Below are 17,775 nucleotides of genomic sequence, written 5' to 3' on the forward strand. Positions count from 1 at the left end.
TTCTACACGGGAGTAACGACACATCATGCCCAAGCCCACGAAGGGTCCCCGCCTCGGAGGCGGCCCCGCTCACGAGCGTCTGCTTCTTGCGAACCTCGCCGCGGCCCTGTTCACGCACCGCTCGATCAAGACGACCGAGACCAAGGCCAAGCGCCTGCGTCCGCTCGCCGAGCGCCTGATCACTTTCGCCAAGCGCGGCGACCTGCACGCTCGTCGGCGTGTGCTCTCGGTGATCGGCGACCGTGAGGTCGTGCACGTGCTGTTCACCGAGATCGCCCCGCTGGTTGCGGATCGCGAAGGCGGCTACACGCGCATCACCAAGGTCGGCAACCGCAAGGGCGACAACGCGCCCATGGCCGTGATCGAGCTCGTCCTCGAGCCCGTCACGCCCAAGGCGAAGTCGTCGAAGAAGAAGGACGCCGCAGCGTCCGCCCCCGTGGTTGAGGAGACTCCCGCCGAGGAGGAGGCCGCCGAGGCTCCCGCCGAGGGCGAGGCCGCGGACGGCGAGACCGCCGCGGATCAGGCCGCAGCCGGAGAGGCCGAGATCGCCGAGGCCGACGCCGAGAAGGCAACCGAAGAGAAGTAGGCGCCACGCCGACCGTCTTCGCGAATCGAAGCCCGCGCATCCCGTCGAGGGGTGCGCGGGCTTCGTCGTCAGGAGCCGGTGAGGAGCCGGGTGACGAGGGCGGAGCGCTGCTGCGAGCGTTCGAACTCGGCCTGCGCTCGCGCGTCCTCGACGGACTGCACGGCGCTCGCGACGGTGTCGGCGAACAGGCGCCCGCCCGCCGAACCAGGGTGGATGTGGTCTCCCGCGAGGGTGTCGGTGTGGGCGCCCGCGACGCCGGACCAATCCGCGACGACCACCCCGGGCCGCGACGCGGCGAACGCGGCCAGGTCTGCGTTGACGCCCTCGATCCAGTCGCGCGGCGCGAAGGCGTTCACCAGGATGAGGCTGCGGTCGGGGCCGACGATATCCGCCACTCTCGTCAGGGCGTCGGCGTTCACCGGGCCGTTCGTTCCGAGCGCGACGACGACATAGGGTCGGAGCTGTTCCGCATTCGACAACGACTCGAGGATGCCGGGCCCGGCATACATCGAGCGCGAGACCGCCGCGTCGACATGGATGCCCGGAAGTCGCTCGACCAGCCCTCCGGCCGAGGCGAGCATGACCGAGTCGCCGACAGCGGTGATCTGGTCTCCGGTCACCGTGGCGGGTTGCGGGGCGAGGGAGGGTTCTCCTGCCTCCGCGGGCGCCCTCGGCGGCGCCGGGTAGGTCGGCTTCGGTGTCGGTGTGGGTGCGACGCCGGACGAGATCTCGGCAGCGCGCGAGCGCTCCAGCGCGCGTGCGCCGGCTTCCACCGCGGACTCGGCGCTGGTTTCGCGCGGCGCGGCCGCGATCGCGCCCGTGGTGGCGCAGGCTGCGAGAGCGAATGCCGTCACCGACGTGACGGCGACAAAACGCATACGTGGCGTGCCATGCATGCGGCGGGCCCACAGCTTCGCGGAACCGCGGAAACCGAGGCGCCGCACGGGTTGTTCGACGAACCGGTAGGACAGTGTGGCCGCGCCCAGGGTGATCGCGAGGGCTGCGGCGCCCACAGCCGGCGGGATGGGCGCGCCCGGGCCCTCGAAGGCGGCCATGAGTAGGATCACGACGGGCCAGTGCCACAGGTAGATCCCATACGAACGCGCGCCCACCCACCGCAGCGGCGACACATCGATCGCTCGGCCGAACCATGACCCCGGCCAGGCGCCGGCGAGGATCGCGCCGAGCGTCAGCGCCGAGGCCGCGAGCAGGACCCCGGGAAAAGTCTGCGTCCCATCGGTGGGCACAAGCGACGCGAGCAGTACCAGAGCGGCGACGGCCGCGAAACCGCCCAGGGAGCTGATCGAACGAGCGAGAGGATGCAGCATCCATCTCGCCGGTGACTCCAGCGTGCTCTGCAGAGCGAACGCGAGCGCGACGCCGAGAAGGATGCCGAAGGCATGCGTATCGGTGCCGAAGTACGCCCGTGTCAGGTCGCCTCCGCCCGCGACGATCGCAGCCATCCAGGCAGCGGATGCGCCCGCCGCGGCGAGGGCGAGCACGGCTCGTGCCCAGACGGAGGGCACGAGCAGGACGAGGGGCAGAAGCAGGGGCCAGAGGACGTAGAACTGCTCTTCGACGGCAAGGGACCACAGATTGCGGAAGACCTCGGGGGTCGCGGCCTCGAAGTAACCGGCGCCGGCGGCGACGGACGCCCAGTTGTAGCTGAAGGTCAGGGCCCCGAGCACCTGTCTGCCCAGGCCGACCAGGACGTCGCCGCCGACGAACCACGCCCACAGTCCGCAGACGGCGATGAGCGTGACGAGCGCCGGCAGGAGCCGGCGCGCGCGTCGTCGCCAGAAGTCCAGGAGATCGATCCGGTGGGCCCGGGGGACGCCCGCGGCCGCCGCACGGGCGCTTTCGCGCAGAAGGAGCGAGGTGATGAGAAAGCCGCTGATGACGAAGAAGACGTCGACGCCGATGAAACCCTGGCGCAGCCACCACGCCGGAAACAGGTGATAGAGCACGACGAGCGCGACCGCGACCGCGCGCAGGCCGTCGAGGCCGGCGTAGCGGGGGCGGGGGGCGATGGTGGTCATGGCGGCGAAGGCAGACGAAGGCAGGCGAAGGACGGCGCGGGGGCGGCGCGAGCCCGGAGCGGGTGGTCCCCGAAGTCCCCGTCGGAGTGCGTCCCCAGTGTACGTCGGTGCCGGTCGACACGCCCGCCGCCGGGGGCCGATCCGATGAGAATCCGCGCCTTACGCTGGACCGCCCTCCTCCCCTGGCGGTAGTCTGAGGCTGTCGGCGTGCACGGGGGATGCCGACGGTTTCTGGGGGAACCGATGCTGACTTTCGCGCTGGCCGAATCTGCTGTCACCAACTCGATCGGGCGCGCCATCAGCCTGAGTCTCGTCGCCGCGGAGTTCGGCGACGTCGAACTCTGGGCCGTCGACGACGGACCCACCTGGACGGGCGCGCGGCACTTCGATCTGACGGTGCACCGTTTCTCGGCGCACCGCCTCGACACGGTCATCGACCGCATCCGCGACGCCGCGCGCACGCAGCCGGTGCTGGTCTGGATCTCGAAGGGGCTCTCGCCCCTCGACCGCATCGCCCGGGCGGTGGCCGGAACCCGAGGCGTGACCATCGTGGCCGACTTCGATGACGATGACGTGAGCCTCATGCAGGAGCAGGTGCGCAAGTCGGTGAAGACCGCCCTGCATCTGAACATCCTGCACCGGAAGTCCCCCCTGCAGGTCGCGCGTGCGCAGCGTCGCACGGCCGCCGCCGCGTCCTCCTACACGTTCTCGAGCGACGCACTGCGGCGCACCTACCGCGAACGCGAGCTCCCGGCACGTCCCTCCGCCGTGGTGGCCCATGCCCGCCCCACGTCCTGGCTCGCCCCGGCGCGTTCCACGCGTCGCCCGGGTCCGCTGCGGCTGGCCTACCTGGGCACGGTCCGTCCCCACAAGGGTGCGGACCGCATCCTCGCCCTCGTCGAGGCGATGCCCGACATCGAGTTCTCGAGCTTCTCGGGTTCCTTCCGGCCCGCCGGCGGCGGCGCCACGTGGCACGCGATCGGACCGGAGGCGTCGCTCCCGGATGTGTACGCCGACATCGACTTCACCCTGGTGCCGCAGGATCCTCGGTCCAGTGCGGCGCAGAACCAGCTGCCGTCCAAGATCGTGGAGGCGGCGGCGTTCGGCGTCGCCGTCGTGGCGACGCCCACACCCGTGATCGAGGAGTACTGCGCCGGGTCGTACATTCCGGTGCACGACTGGAGCGATCCGCGGGCCGTCGCCGCCAGCATCCGTGAGGCGGACCCGGTGGCGCTGGGCGCGGCGATGCGCCGGGTGTTCGTGGATCGGTTCGCGACCGAAGTCTCGGGCGTGGCAGTGGAGCAGCTGCTGCAGAGCACCCGTACGCGCCGGTCTCAGCCGGCCTGAGCACACGCCGAAAGAGCCGGTGCGCACCCGAGGGTGTGACACCGGCTCTTTCGTTTCTCGGGCGGGTCATCCGCAAGCGGTCCCCAAGCACCCGCCCGACGTTCTATACGCGCTGCAGCACGGGCAGTTCCGCGGCCTGTTCGGTGCGCAACCGGTCGACCAGCCGCCCCTCGGGCAGCTCGACGTCGGCGTAGGTCAGCACCTCGTCTTTGGCGATGTCGCGCACGGTGCGCGCGCCCTCGGCGACGCCGATGGGCAGCAGAGCCTCGGACGCCGTCGTATCGGCCCTCTCGGCCACGCCATAGGTGTGGTAACCACCCAAGCCGTCGATGACGGTGCCCGCGGGCAGGTCGGCCTTGGCGACGGCGATGACCTCGACGGTCGGAGCGCCGAGCGGCTCGAGCGCCGCGTCGCGGAAGATCACCGCGCGCGCCACCGTGTTGGGCACCTCGAAGTGACAGAGGTGATACGGCGTGTAGAAGCTGTAGAGCGGCCCCTCTCCCAGCTTGTACAGGTTGAGATAGTGCCGCTGTTTCGGGTCGTCGTGGGTTGCGAGCACATACACGCCGGGACCGGGCTTGGCGCCCACGACGTAGTCCACCACGCCGCCCAGCCGCTTCAGCTCGTCGACGTCGAACGTCGAGGTGAGCTCGTCGACGTGTCCCGCGTGGTCCGCTCCGCGCATCCCACGCTTCTCGACGGTCATTCCCGTGGCATTGGCGACGATCGCCTGCTCGAACGAGACCTTGGTGCCGTCCGCGAAGCTCGTGACCATGTAGGGATCCTGACCCCACTTCGCCGCGAACCCCGCCTGCGTCGTGGGCGTGCGGTACTCGTCCTGAAGCCCCTTGATATTGCCGCACACGAGTGGCGTCAGCCCGAGCCCCCGCACGAAGCGCACGAGGTTCATCTCCACGCCCGGCTGGTCTCCGTCGCATCCGGTCAGGATGACGCCGGCAGCCTTCGCGCGCTTGCTCAGGATCGGCCCGACGGTGCCGTCCACCTCGGCGTTCATCAGCACGATGTCCTTGCCGGCTGCGATCGCGTCCACGACCACGTGGCAGCCGTACTCCACGGCGCCCGTCGCCTCGACGAGGGCGTCGACGGATGCTGCGCCCACGGCCGCGCGATGGTCCGTGGTGATCGCCACGGCACCCGCCGCGACCGCCGCGTCGACTCCCGCGGCGTCGTGTACGACGCGCACGTCGGTGACACCCGCATCCACCAGCGCCTTCTCGGCCTTCTCGAGGGTGCGATTGACGACGACCGCCACACGCATGCCGGGCACGCTGTTGACGATCTGATTGATCAGTCCACGACCCATGAAACCGGCGCCGACGAGCGCCACCCCGATCGGGCGGCCCTCGTTCTCGCGCGCCTGCAGAGCTTTGTCGATGAGGATCACGGGGTGCCGCCCGTCACCGCGGCGAACTGTTCGTCGGTCCACTCCGAGATCAGCGGCCAGGACGCATCCTTGGCCGAGATGTCGGCGACGGGCAGAGGCCAGGTCAGACCCAGGGCCGGGTCGTCGTGTCGCAGGCCGCGCTCGGCGGTCGGTGCGTACCCGCCCGAGACCATGTAGGTGACCTCGGTGTCGTCGACGAGCGTCTGGTAGCCGTGCGCGAAGTAAGCCGGCACGTACAGTGCGCGCCTGTTGTCGGCACTGAGTTCGACAGAGACGTGCTGCAAGCGGGTGGGGGAGCCCCAGCGCATATCGACGATCGTGTCGACGATCGCGCCCCGCGTGCAGCGGATCAGCTTGGTCTCGGGACTCGGCGAGATCTGGAAGTGCATGCCGCGCAGAGTGCCGGCGCGGTAGTTGTACGAGATGTTCGCCTGCTCGATGTGCGGGTCCAGGCCCGCCGCGACGAACTCCGCGCGGTCGAAGGATCGGGCGAAGAAGCCACGGTCATCGCCGCGCTCCTCGAGGTCGATGATCGCGACGCCCTCGATGGGAGTGGTTCGGAAGATCACGGCTGCCTCCAGAAGAGGTTCTCGTCGACCTGGCCCGTGCGGATCAGGTACTCCAGCTGCTTGAGGCGCGTGAACCCGCGCCCCGTGAAGGATGCTTCGTCCAGGTCGATCGACTGGAAGATGGCGAGCAGCTGCTCCGCACCCTTGCGTGCGTTCCAGTCGCACTCGTACCCGGGCAGCACCTCGCGGATCCGGTCGAAGTTGACCTTGTAGCTGCGATTGTCGCCGCCCGCGGGACCGAACGAGACCTCGCAGCCGGGGAAGACATCACCGATGACCTCGGCGATCTCGCGCACCTGGTAGTTCTGCTCGTCCGAGCCCACATTGAAGATCTCGCCGTGCACGGATTCGCGCGGGGCGTTCAGCGACATGCGGATCGCCTTGGCGATGTCGAGCGCGTGCACGAGCGGACGCCACGGGGTGCCGTCGCTGGTCATCACGATCTTCTTCGTCGTCCAGGCCAACCCGGCGAGGTTGTTCAGGACGATGTCGAACCGCATGCGCGGCGACGCTCCGAACGCCGTGGCGTTGCGCAGGAAGGTGGGGGAGAACGAGTCATCCGCCATCGGGAGGACATCGCGCTCGACCATCGCCTTGCACTCCGCGTAGATCGTCTGAGGGTCGACGGGGGAGGACTCATCCACCACGCCATCGGCCACGCCGTAGACGCTGCAGGAGGACATGTAGATGAAACGCGACACCCCGGCGTTCTTCGCGAGCGTCGCGAGTCGCACAGAGCCCTCGTGGTTGATCGCCCTGGTGAGTCCGGGATTGAACTGCCCGAGCGGGTCGTTCGAGAGCTCCGCCATGTGCACGATCGCCTCGACACCCTCGAGGTCTGCCTCATCCACCTCTCGGATGTCCTTCGCGAGCGTCTTCGGGGTCGCGTCGACGCCGTTGTACAGCCAGCCGGCCTTGTAGAAGCCCGTGTCCACCGCGACGAGATCGTGCCCGTCGCGCAGGAGTTCGGGCGCGAGCACGGAGCCGAGGTATCCCTCGGTGCCAGTGACGAGAACCTTCATGATCAGGCCCACACCTTCCATGCCGCGTCGCCGGAGTCCCAGAGGCCGTTCAGCTCGGTCCAGTCCCGGAAGGTGTCCATGCCCATCCAGAAGCCCTCGTGCGTGAACACGCCGAGCTCGCCGTCGCTGGCAAGCGTCTGCATCGGCTTCTTCTCCAGGAGCAGGTCGGGGTCGTCGTCGAGGTAGCGGTCGACCATCTCGCGCTTGTGCGCGAAGAAGCCGCCCGAAACCCAGCCATCGGCCATGGTCGGCTTCTCGTTGAACTCGGTGACGCGTTCGCCCGAGACGTGCATCTCACCGAACCGGCTCGTCGGGTGCACACCCGTCACGGTCGAGACCAGACCGCTCGCCACGTGCTGGGTGTAGAGCGCGCCGATGTCGACGTTGCCGATCCCATCGCCGTAGGTCTGCAGGAAGTAGGGCTGATCGAGGTACTCCGCAACGCGCTTGATCCGCGCGCCGGTGCCGGTCTCGATGCCGGTCTCGACGAGCGTGACCTCCCAATCCTCGGTCTGAGGATCCCCGTACCACTGGGGCGAGCCTCCGCTGGCGAGGTTGACAGTGACATCGCGGCCCTGGTCACCGTAGGTGAGGAAGAAGTCGCGGATCTGGTCACCCTTGTAGCCCAGCGGCAGCACGAAGCGGCGGAAGCCGTTGGCCGCGTAGATCTTCATGATGTGCCAGAGGATCGGCTTGCCGCCGATCTCGATGAGCGGCTTGGGCAGCTTCTCGCTGGCTTCGCGGATGCGTGTGCCCATGCCCCCGCACAGGATCACGACGGGGATGTCGGCCTTATCGGGCACGACGGTACTGACGTCGGACATGACGACGGTGTTCCTCTCTGAAGGTGGTCGGAGCCCCCAGGCGACGACCTTGTTTATGAGTGTTCAGTTGTCTCGGAAAGTCGGTGCTCAGTGCGCGGTCTCGCCGGGAGCGAGCACGGCCTTGAACGTGCGGAAGAGGATGCTGATGTCTCCCAGGAGCGACCAGTTCTCCACGTAATACAGATCGAGACGAAGAGCCTCGTCCCACGACAGCGCGGAACGCCCGCTGACCTGCCAGAGGCCGCTCATCCCGGGCTTGACGATGAGCCGGCGCTCGGCGGAGGAATCGTAGAACGCGACCTCGCTCTCGCGCTGCGGCCGGGGCCCCACGAGGCTCATGTCGCCCTTGAAGACGTTGATCAGCTGCGGGAACTCGTCGAGCGAGTACTTGCGCAGGATGCGACCGATCTTGGTGATGCGCGGGTCGTTGTCGATCTTGTGCAGTGGCTGATCTGCGGTGCCCTGGGCAGCGAGGAGCTGCTGAAGCATGTCGTCGGCGCCGGTGATCATGGAGCGGAACTTGATCATCTGGAAGGGCTGCCCCTCTTTCCCGATGCGCTCCTGCGTGTAGAAGACAGGCCCGGCGCTGGAGGTCTTCACCAGAAGGGCCAGCACGGCGAAGAGGGGCGCCAGGATCAGCAGCAGCGCACCGGAACCGAGGATGTCGAAGGACCGCTTGAGAACCCGCTGACGGCCGGTGTAGCGCGGTGTCTCGACATGCACGAGAGGCAGGCCGGCGACGGGCCGGGTGTGGATGCGCGGGCCGCCGATGTCGGTCAGGCTCGGCACCATGATCAGATGCTGGCGTCCCGACTCGAGCTGCCAGCTGATCTCGCGCACCCGCTCGACGGGAAGGGCCGCGTCGCTGGCGACGATGACGGTGTCGGCGCCGGTCATCCGCAGCATCCGGTCGACGTCCTCGACGGGACCGAGGAAGGGCACCTCGATGCCCGCCGACATGAAGTCGGACCGGCTGCCGGGTCCGCTCACACCGACGACGCGGTAGCCCGCCTCGGGCATGCTGTCGAGCTCGCGCACGATGCGTGCGCTCTCCTCGTCATCGCCGATGACGAGGACTCGGGACATCGCCTCTCCCGAGCGGCGCGCGGCCCACAGACGACGACGCCAGAGCGCGCGGCTGATCAGCAGGAGCGCCATCCCCACCGGGAAACTCAGCAGGAGGTAGCCACGCGAGACATCCGTCGTCGTCAGATACGACACGATCGCCAGGACCGCAAAAAGGTACAGCGCCGAGGCGATGACCTTGCGATACTCGCCTGTTCCGATACCCACCGTGCGCGGGCTGCGCGACCCCGAGATCGACAGGGCGGCGAGCCAGGCGACGACGAGCGCCACCGACAGCCACGTGTACGTGATCGGCTCGACGTTGTCGACCGGTCGTGTCACGGGCTCGCCCGTGAGCGTGAACCAGACGAACTGCGTCAGGAACACGACGCCGGCGACGATGATCGCGTCGGACACCCAGAGTGTGCGTTGATATGTCGCGTGCCAGTCCATCGGCACGGCCGTGCGTACGGCCGAATGTGACAGCGATTCGGTGACCATGATCTCCCCAGATCGATTTCCCCAGTAGTCAGTGCACCCGCCGAGCGGGTCAGGGCTGCGTGTCGCTGCCCCGGTATCCGCGGCGGCTCGAGCCGCGCTTTCGCGTGGGCTGCGCGGTGCGGTCGCCCACTTCATCGGCGGCCTCCGTCGCCGCGCCCCCCGGCGCGCGCAGGAACTCGTCGAACTTGCCCGTATCGCCGTCTTCTGCCGGCGCCTCGTAGGAGTGATAGGCCTCGGCCAGGTACGACGTGGAACCCCGGCCCGAAAGGCGGTTGACGACGATGCCGGCGATGCGCGCGTTCACACGCTGAAGCGAGGAGATCGCACTGCGGATCTCGTCGCGACGAGTGCGGTCGTTCGCCGTGACGAGCAGCACGCCGCCCACATTGCGTGAAAGGATCGCGGCGTCCGGGACCGGCAGCACCGGCGGAGTGTCGTAGAGGACCACGTCGTACCGCTCCTGAAGCTGCACCATCAGCTCGCGCATCTGCTGCGAGCCGAGAAGTTCGCTCGGGTTCGGCGGGATCCGGCCGGCGGCCAGGATGCTGAGGTTCGGTGACCGCCACGACTGCACGACGTCGGCGAGCTCGGCGCGCCCGATGAGGATGTCGGTGAGGCCCGCGCCCCCCTCGAGTCCGAAGTTGCGGTGCACGCCCGGGCGACGCAGGTCGGCCTCGACGATGAGGACGCGCACGCCGTTGGCGGCGATGGAGGTGGCGAGGTTGGTCGACACGGTGGACTTGCCCTCGCCGCTGCTGGGCGAGGTGATGACGAAGGTCGCGGGGCCGTCGATGTCGAGGAACTGGAGGTTGGTGCGCAGGATGCGGAAGGACTCGGCGGTCGGGCTGCCGGGGTCGTCTTCTGCGATCAGCGCCCCCCCGCGGCTCTTCGGGCTCTGCGGGATCGCCCCGACGATCGGCGCGCTCGTGACGGCCTCGACATCTTCCACGGACCGGATGCGCGTGTCGATGAGGTCGCGGAGGATCGCGGCGAGCACACCGAGCGCGAGACCCGCGGCGAAACCGATCGCCAGGTTGAGCATCAGGTTGGGGCTGACCGGGGTCGTCGGCGCATCGGCGAAGCGCACCTGCGTGATCTTGACGGGAGGCGTCGGCTCGGAGGTGACCGGGTTGCCCGCGGCATCCAGAACGGGGTTGCCATTCGCGTCGAGGGTGACCTGCGCGCCGGTGACGGCCGTGGTCTCGATCTCTGCGACGACCTCGGCGAGGCTCGTGATCAGGGCGTTGGCGATGCTCGCGGCGACGCTGGGCGAGGAATCGGTGACCGTGACCTCGAGCATCGTCGTCTGCACGGGAATGGAGACGGAGATCTTGCCCGCGAAGGCACCCGTGCTCATGTCGAGATCGAACGCGTCGATGACGGGCTCGGTGACGATCGGCTCGGTCAGGAGGTTGGCGTAGGTGTTCACGCGGCGCTCGGTGAACGCGTTGCCCTGCGTCAGTTCGTTCAGCGAGCCGCCGGTCTCGCTCGCGACGAACGCGGCGCTGGTGGCCGAATAGGTCGGCGCGGTGGTGGCCGTCACGGCCCATGCACCCAGCGCGCCCAAGACGGTCGCCAAGACGATCAGTAGCCAAGAACGGCGGAAGATCCGCGCGTAATCCCGAGTCCCCACGTTGTTTCCCCCAGAAACGTTGATGTGATGTGCGCCCGGACGATCTGCGGACGGGGCCCCAATTCCCCGTCGGCGCTGCGTGCGATTCGATCGCCGGTGCACCTATGTATATCGCGATCCACGCCGTGCCCACCACCCCGGGGGCAGAAATGTTCCTGTCCGTAACCCAGGGTTTACAGTCCGCCCGCGTCTTGCCTCACGTCAAGATGTCCGGGAGTGAGTGATGCTTGCCTCACGTGAAATGTCCGCGTAGCTCAGGCGGCGGGGCGGGTGCCCTGGGTGCGGGCGGCGGCGAGTTCGATGAGTTGTTGCTGGATCTGGTTGATCCGTCGGGTGATCCGTGCCGGGTTCAGCTTCGCATGCTCGCGCTCCAGTCGGGCGCGGGTCTTCTCGTCGAGCACACCGGCGTCGAGCAACCGCTGGTAGGGGGTACGTGGCTTGTCGTAGACGCGCTTCTTCCGGCCGGCTGCGGTGTGGGTCCAGTCGATCGCTTTCACGCAGGGCAGCAGATGGTTCTTGCGGGCCATCACGAAATCCCAGAGCTCGTTGAGCAGGGTCATCTCCGCCTCGGTCTCGTAGCGGTAGCGGAACGCGTGTTTGCGGACCCAGTCGCCGTTGCGTTGCTCGACGTGCGCGTTGTCGTTGTGCTTGTAGGGACGCCCCCGGGTGACGGGGATCTCCTTCTTGTCCGCCCAGGCGATCACGCCCCAGTTCATGAACTCGGATCCGTTGTCGAAGTCGAGCCCGGCGACCGGGACGGGCGCGTTCTTCACCATCCATTCCAGGGCGCCGTGCACGTGCACGTAGGCGTTGTTGCGGATCGTGCGCAGCATCGTCCACCCCGCGACCGGGTCGGTGCCGGTCAGGGTGCGCAGGAACTCGCCTTTGAGGGAGTGGCCGCAGTGCGCGACGGTGTCCAGCTCCAGGAACCCCGGGACGGTCAGCGGGGCGTCCATGCTGGTGCGCGTCGGGATCGAAGAGCGCAGGATGTGGGACGGCTTCGTGCCCGAGACCGCGACCGGGTAGGCGGCGTCCTTGTGCGGTTTCAGGTACCGGTCGATCGTCGCGGCGCTCATCGATCGCAACTCGTCCAGCACCTCCGGTGTGACCCGCTGCTCGACCTTGCCGAGCTCACGGAAGCGGACGAGGCGTTCGAGGGTGTCGTCCATGATCGCCGCGAAGTACTTTCCCGACGGCTGCCCGGACAGCCGCCAGACTTCTTGCAGCACCACGAGCGCATCGTAGGAGTACTTCCGCTCACGCGGCTTACGCTGCTGATCGCGCGCGGCACCTTTGCGTGCGTTCGCGGCACGGATCGCGCGGCGCGCGTGATCACGCGTCCAGCCTGTCGCGTGCACAAGCTCGTCCAGCAGCCGGCCCTTCTCTTCCTTGCCTGCTTTCGCATACTCGCGGGCGAACTTCTTCGTGATCTCACGGCGCGCCGCCATCGACAACTCCCTGCTCATCACCCCAGGGAACTACGCGGACATTCCTACGTGAGGCACGCGCAGCCCTTCCCGGACCTTTTAGCTGAGTCTCGTCGGCCCGTTGCGGCGGAGGGGGTCCGCGCCGCTAGCATGGGCGCTACGCAACTCATGATGGGGGATGAGCCATGCGATCGTTGGGGACGATCCAGGGCGGAGTCGAAGAGGGTGAGATTCCGCTGACGCTGGTCTGGGTGGAGCTCACGTCGGATTCGACGGCCGCCGGAGCGCACGTGCGGGGAACTCTGCAGCGCTTGAATGACGCACGGTTCCGCCCGAGCGTCATCACGCAGTGGGAGGACCGGCCGACGTGGCTGCCGCGGCCTGCCCGCAAGATGTGGCGTATCGCCTCGGTCGTGGCGAGGGCTCGTCTGGCGCCCGCACGGGGCGTCCTCCTCGCGCGGTGGAGCCCGTTCATCGCGCTCATCAGCGGGCGATGGACCAAGCGTGGACGCCCGTTCGTGCTGTTCGTCCAGGGCAACCTCGACGACATGTACGACTCGAACCCCTGGACGCGCAGAGCGCGCTGGCTGACCGATCTCGCCCTGTCCTCGATCCGCGAGGCCACGCAGGTGGTCACGCCCAGCGAGGGCCTCGCCGAATGGGTGGGCACGCTGCGGCCGGATGGCCGGACGGATGTGACGGTGATCCCGAACGGCGCGGACGTGGCGTTGTTCGAGCAGGAGCGTGCGAAGGCTGCGCGGGAGACCGCGGGTCCGGCACATGCCCTGTTCTTCGGAAACATGGCGCGGTGGCAGGGTATCGACACGATCCTCGACGCCCTCGCCGACCCCCAGTGGCCCGAGGACCTCGGTCTGCGCGTCATCGGAGACGGGCAGATGGCCGACGCGGTCCGCGCGTGCGGCGATCCCCGGCTCACCTATCTCGGCCGTCGCACCAAGCCCGAGGTGGCCGCCGCCGCCGCGCGGGCCGAGATCTCGCTCGCGACACGCCACGACATCGCCGCGAGCGCGACGGGGGTCTCGCCGTTCAAGATCATCGAGTCGGCCGCCGCGGGCACACCGACGGTCGTGACCCGCGTTCCTGGCCAGACAGAGCTCGCCGAGGACATCGGCGGGTCGGTGCTGATCGACGCCGGCGATGCTCCGGCGCTCGCGGGCGCGGTGGCGCGTCTGCACGCCGACGCCGATGCGCGGGCGGCCCTCGCCGAACGCGGCCTGGCCGGCGCGGCACGCTACGACTGGGCGGCGCGCGCCGACGAGCTGACGGAAGTCGTGCACGCGGCTGCGGGCCTGGCCCAACCGGGTGACGGCGCCGCCGGCGATGACCGGCGTGCGGCGGTCGCATCGTGACCCTTCTGCTCGAGCGCACGCGGCGCTCGCATCGCGACATCCGCAGTGGCGCTCCGCTCGACGCGGTCAAGTACTGGATGGTCTGTGTCGCTCTGGCGGCCGGCGCGTTCATCGCCTGGCGCAGCCACGCGATGCTCCCGGCGAGGCTCTTCCTCGACGAGCACATCATCAAGCGCTTCATCTCGGGCGAGCTGCAGTCCGACGGGCCCAGCTCCTACGGCACCACCGGGTGGCTGTACCAGGTGACGGGTCTGGGGTCGATCCCCGAGGTGTTCCCGATCCTCGCCTACCTCGTCTTCGCGGCGGCGGTGCTCATGGCGACGGGATGGACGCGCATCCCGCGGATGTCGTTCGCCGCGATCGGCCTGATGGCGGGCTCCCTGCTCCTCGGCGGCGTCTACCTCTCGCAGTACTCCAAGGAGTTCTTCGTCATCCCGCTCGCGATGCTGATGCTGCTGGCGCGACGCTCGTGGAAGTTCGAGGTCGCGTGGATCGCCATCGCGCTGCTGTATGCGCAGTACGTGCGGCAGTACTGGTTCCTCGTCGTCGCGCTGTATCTCGCGTTCCGGTTCTTGCTTCCGCGATTGAAGTCCGCATGGATGCTGATCCCGATCATCCTCGTGGGATTCGCCGTGATGGTGCTCGTGTTCAACCTCGTGCTCGGGGCACCGCTGACCTTCTACCGCACCGACATCAACAACACGCTCGACTACGACAGGTCCACCCAGCTGGATGACATCCTGCCGGGCACGGCGCTGCCGGTTCAGTGGCTGAACGCGATCCTGATGATGCTGTCCATGGCGTTCCCGGTCTGGATGGTCCTCTCGGGCGATGTCGTCCAGCTCCTGGCCGGGGTCTTCATGGCAGTCTGCTGGACGCTCGTGATCCTGCGCGCCCGCTTCGTCGTGGGCGGCCGCAGCGAAGGCATGTTGCCCCTGGCCTTCCTGCTCGCGTTCTTGATGGTGCAGACGGCGTTCGAGCCGGACTACGGCTCGTATCTGCGACACATCACGCCGCAGCTGCCGTTGTTCCTCGCCCTGTTCGCGACGACGACCCGGCGCTGGCGAGGCGAGCTGTGATGCCGTCGATGAGGATCGTCCACGCCACGGAGACTCTGGTCGGCGGGGTGCTCGCGGCCGTCGCGGCCCTGGCGAACAAGCAGGCCGAGCTCGGTCACGAGGTCGTGGTGGTGTACCCCCGCAAGCAGACGGTGCCCGCCCGAGCCGAGCTCGAATCGCGCTTTTCGGCGGGGGTGCGGCGCGTCGAGGTCTCCTATCGGGGGCGGATGGCGACGGTGCCCGATCTGCGCCGGGCTCTCGTCGGCGTCACCCGTGAGGGCGCCGACGTGCTGCACCTGCACTCGACGTTCGCGGGGATGGCGGGGAGGATCTCACCCGCCCTGCGCCGCCGCGCGCGCACCATCGTCTACTCTCCGCACGGATGGGCGTTCCTGCGTGGTCAGTCCTCGGCGCTGTCCAACCGTGTGGCGCTGGGTGTCGAGCGGGCGCTCAAGGCGCGGTGCGATGGGATCGTGCTGGTCTCGGACTCCGAGGCCGAGGTCGCGCGGGCACGCCTGGGTGGCGACCGCTGCGAGGTGCTCCGCAACGGCATTCCCGTCGACCACCTGCCCGCATCGACGGGCGGTGATCCGGACCGGCCGGTCGTCGTGGCGTCGGGTCGGCTGATGGAGCAGAAAGCTCCCGATCGCTTTGCGGACGTGGCCCGTGCGCTCGGCGATCGGGCCGAGTTCGTGTGGATCGGGGATGGCAGCGCGGAGGAGCGCGAGCGCTGGATCGGCGACGCCCCCGTGCGGGTGACGGGCTGGCTGGCGCACCCGGACGTCATCGCCCAGCTCGCCAGCTCCGACATCTTCCTCTTTCCCACTCGCTGGGAGGGGATGCCGATCTCGCTGATGGAGGCCCAGGCGATGGGTCTGCCGACCGTCGCCACCGACATCGTCGGAAACCGGGACGTCGTCCTGCACGGGCAGACCGGCGTGCTCTGCGATGACGTGCCCGCTCTGATCTCCGCCGTCGGTGCGCTCGTCGACGACGCGTCGGCGCGCGAGCGCATGCGCGCGACGGCCCTCGAAGTGCAGCGTGCCCGACTCTCGGATGCCGACCTGGGCACAGCATCCCTCGCGGTCTACGCGCGGCTCGCCGGTGGAGACCGTACGGCGCTCGCCTCGGCCTGATACCGAGGGATGAGGCCGCCGTGGGCCTGCGCATCCCTCGACGTCAGCGGCGGATGACCAGGACGGCGTCGCTCCATGTCGAGGGCCACCCGACCGAGACGTCGTCTCCTGTGCGATCGTCCGCGACGAAGAACTCCTCGCCCGTCGCCGGGTTGATCCAACGGATGCCGAACGAGGCCGTCGGGTGCAGGGCCGTGGTGTCGACGGTGATCTGTGACCGCGGTTCGTTGACGTAGACGAGCGCGCCGCGTCCGTCGCTGAGTGTCACCGCACCGACCGAAGATGTCGTGCCGGGCGTTCCGTAGCCATCCGGAAGCAGGGCACTCGTGCCCGCGGCGTCGGAGACCGGCACGAGGGGCTCGGACGCTTCGTCGGCGATGATCGCGGAGAGGACACCCATGTCACCGGATGACTCGGAGGCGAGGGCCTCGACCCAGCCGTCCGCGACGGCGTAGACGAGCTCGTGCCCGTAGACGATGCCCGCGGCGCCCGCCATGAGCGCGTGGTAGGCCTGCGCCCGCACGGCCCTGCGATCCAGCATCGGTTCGGTGTCGCGCGCCTCGTAGTACGACTCCCACAGCACGACGGGACGCACCGTCGGGCGGGCGTACTCGGCGGCCACGTAAGGCGCCGAGTCCTCTCCGCTGTAGGCGGCGGAGATGTCGTACCAGTCCTCGCCGCCGAAGTACTCCTCGACAGTCATGCGTCTCGCCGTGTGATACGACATCAGCTGGGTGACGGCGGCCCCCTCGCGCAGCGCGCGTCCCATCGCGATGGTCTCTTCGATGACCGGGCCGCGGTTCAGGCCGCCCGGCACGCCCGATGTCGCGTCGCCCTCGTCGCTCGGGTCGTTGTCGCCGCCGAGCAGCCACCACACGTTGGCCCGGTCGCCGAAGCGGTCGGCGAGGAAGGCCCCGTACGCGCCGGCGTTGTCGGCGGTCACGTAGCCGCGCCACGAGTCGCCCCATCCGCCGTACCACGAGGGGACGAGACAGGCGACGAGCCCGAGTTCGGCGCAGGTGTCGATGCACCACGCGACGTGGCTCCAGTAGTCGTCGCCGTCGTCCTCGGCCAGCAGGGGATCATCGAGGGCGCCGCGCTCGGCGAAGGGCGCGTGACCGTAGGCGTTCTCGGCGCGCGGATCGAAGTCGAGGACCGACATCTGCAGTCCCGTGAAGCCGCTGTCGCGGCGGGCGGTGGCGAGGGTCGTGAACGACTCCCGCGTCATTCGGCTGATGGCGTTCCACGGGGTGTCGGCGAGATAGAAGAACGGGCTGCCTTCCGCGTCCACGAAGCCGCGGGCGTCGGCGCTCAGCGAGATGGGGAATGCGGCCGCCGCCAGCGGTGCCGCGGTGGGGGCGTCGGCGATGGGGTGGGGTGCGTCGGCGGACGGCGCCGTGGAACGGCCGATCGCGAAGCCGCCCAGCCCGCCGACAGCGAGACCGCCGACACCGATCAGGCCCCAGCGGATCACCTCTCTGCGGCTCACGCCGCGCCGCGCGGGGCGGGCGGCTCGCGCCGGATCGATCACCGGCTCGACTCGTTCGGCAGCGGGCTGACCGCCCGGCATCGGCGGCACGGAGCCGCTCCAATTTCCCCCAGACACCACGAAGCATCCCCCCAGATTCTCGGGGCGGTCCTTCCTCCCAAAGAAGGGCCGCCACAGACCATCGTAGGCGCGCCGCCGCATCGCTCGCCAGACTCTTCCGAAGCGTTACAGTGAGTTCACACGAGGGAAACGCCGGTACGGCAGATTTCCCACAGGCCGCGACGCTCTGGGGGGCGTCGCGCGC

At 68.8% G+C, this 17,775-nt stretch carries 14 protein-coding genes; 5 read left to right on the plus strand and 9 right to left on the minus strand.

Annotation, left to right across the window (positions count from 1 at the left end):
* The first annotated feature begins 25 nt into the window (after positions 1–25).
* On the plus strand, positions 26–586 hold the full coding sequence (gene rplQ, locus AB2L57_RS02970) for a 50S ribosomal protein L17 (RefSeq protein ID WP_409048028.1): 561 nt from the start codon (positions 26–28) through the stop codon (positions 584–586).
* 68 nt (positions 587–654) lie between these two features.
* On the opposite strand, the gene AB2L57_RS02975 is transcribed toward rplQ, so the two are convergent.
* On the minus strand, positions 655–2,625 hold the full coding sequence (locus AB2L57_RS02975; RefSeq protein WP_409048029.1) for an acyltransferase family protein: 1,971 nt from the start codon (positions 2,623–2,625) through the stop codon (positions 655–657).
* Between the two features lie 243 nt (positions 2,626–2,868).
* Between AB2L57_RS02975 and AB2L57_RS02980 the strand changes: the two genes are divergently transcribed.
* On the plus strand, positions 2,869–3,972 hold the full coding sequence (locus AB2L57_RS02980; protein WP_292814985.1) for a hypothetical protein: 1,104 nt from the start codon (positions 2,869–2,871) through the stop codon (positions 3,970–3,972).
* A 103-nt stretch (positions 3,973–4,075) separates the two neighbouring features.
* On the opposite strand, the gene AB2L57_RS02985 is transcribed toward AB2L57_RS02980, so the two are convergent.
* From AB2L57_RS02985 to AB2L57_RS03015, 7 genes are all read right to left on the minus strand, one after another.
* Entirely contained in the window at positions 4,076–5,377 is a 1,302-nt protein-coding gene (locus AB2L57_RS02985; protein WP_409048030.1) for an NAD(P)H-dependent oxidoreductase, read from the minus strand.
* The gene (locus AB2L57_RS02990) at positions 5,374–5,946 is read right to left on the minus strand and encodes a dTDP-4-dehydrorhamnose 3,5-epimerase family protein (RefSeq protein WP_409048031.1); all 573 of its coding nucleotides are present in this window, start codon (positions 5,944–5,946) and stop codon (positions 5,374–5,376) included. Before AB2L57_RS02990 ends, AB2L57_RS02985 begins: the two co-directional genes overlap by 4 nt.
* Complete coding sequence (locus AB2L57_RS02995) at positions 5,943–6,968, minus strand: NAD(P)-dependent oxidoreductase (RefSeq protein ID WP_292814975.1); 1,026 nt, start codon at positions 6,966–6,968, stop codon at positions 5,943–5,945. Before AB2L57_RS02995 ends, AB2L57_RS02990 begins: the two co-directional genes overlap by 4 nt.
* 2 nt (positions 6,969–6,970) lie before the next feature.
* Positions 6,971–7,792 (minus strand): sugar phosphate nucleotidyltransferase, encoded by an 822-nt coding sequence (locus tag AB2L57_RS03000; protein WP_409048032.1) that lies wholly within the window; start codon positions 7,790–7,792, stop codon positions 6,971–6,973.
* 87 nt (positions 7,793–7,879) lie between these two features.
* Entirely contained in the window at positions 7,880–9,358 is a 1,479-nt protein-coding gene (locus tag AB2L57_RS03005) for a sugar transferase (protein WP_409048033.1), read from the minus strand.
* 49 nt (positions 9,359–9,407) lie between these two features.
* Positions 9,408–11,093 (minus strand): polysaccharide biosynthesis tyrosine autokinase, encoded by a 1,686-nt coding sequence (locus AB2L57_RS03010; RefSeq protein WP_409048034.1) that lies wholly within the window; start codon positions 11,091–11,093, stop codon positions 9,408–9,410.
* Between the two features lie 152 nt (positions 11,094–11,245).
* Positions 11,246–12,457 carry an integrase gene (locus tag AB2L57_RS03015; RefSeq protein WP_409046856.1) on the minus strand — a complete coding sequence of 404 codons (1,212 nt, stop codon included), beginning with the start codon at positions 12,455–12,457 and terminating at the stop codon, positions 11,246–11,248.
* A gap of 146 nt (positions 12,458–12,603) precedes the next feature.
* Here AB2L57_RS03015 and AB2L57_RS03020 point away from each other — a divergent pair, with 146 nt between their 5' ends.
* The 3 genes from AB2L57_RS03020 to AB2L57_RS03030 are packed head-to-tail and all read left to right on the plus strand — an operon-like array spanning position 12,604 to position 15,982.
* Positions 12,604–13,788, plus strand: coding sequence for a glycosyltransferase family 4 protein (locus AB2L57_RS03020; RefSeq protein WP_409048035.1), 1,185 nt, complete (start codon positions 12,604–12,606; stop codon positions 13,786–13,788).
* Positions 13,785–14,867 (plus strand): hypothetical protein, encoded by a 1,083-nt coding sequence (locus tag AB2L57_RS03025; RefSeq protein WP_292814253.1) that lies wholly within the window; start codon positions 13,785–13,787, stop codon positions 14,865–14,867. The genes AB2L57_RS03020 and AB2L57_RS03025 overlap by 4 nt, the downstream gene beginning before the upstream one ends.
* On the plus strand, positions 14,867–15,982 hold the full coding sequence (locus AB2L57_RS03030) for a glycosyltransferase (RefSeq protein WP_409048036.1): 1,116 nt from the start codon (positions 14,867–14,869) through the stop codon (positions 15,980–15,982). The genes AB2L57_RS03025 and AB2L57_RS03030 overlap by 1 nt, the downstream gene beginning before the upstream one ends.
* Positions 15,983–16,025: 43 nt before the next feature.
* On the opposite strand, the gene AB2L57_RS03035 is transcribed toward AB2L57_RS03030, so the two are convergent.
* A complete protein-coding gene (locus AB2L57_RS03035) occupies positions 16,026–17,552 on the minus strand; it encodes a DUF4038 domain-containing protein (RefSeq protein ID WP_409048667.1) in 1,527 nt (508 codons plus the stop codon).
* Positions 17,553–17,775: the final 223 nt, after the last annotated feature.

This window comes from Microbacterium sp. HA-8, from assembly GCF_046111165.1.
Lineage (GTDB): Bacteria > Actinomycetota > Actinomycetes > Actinomycetales > Microbacteriaceae > Microbacterium.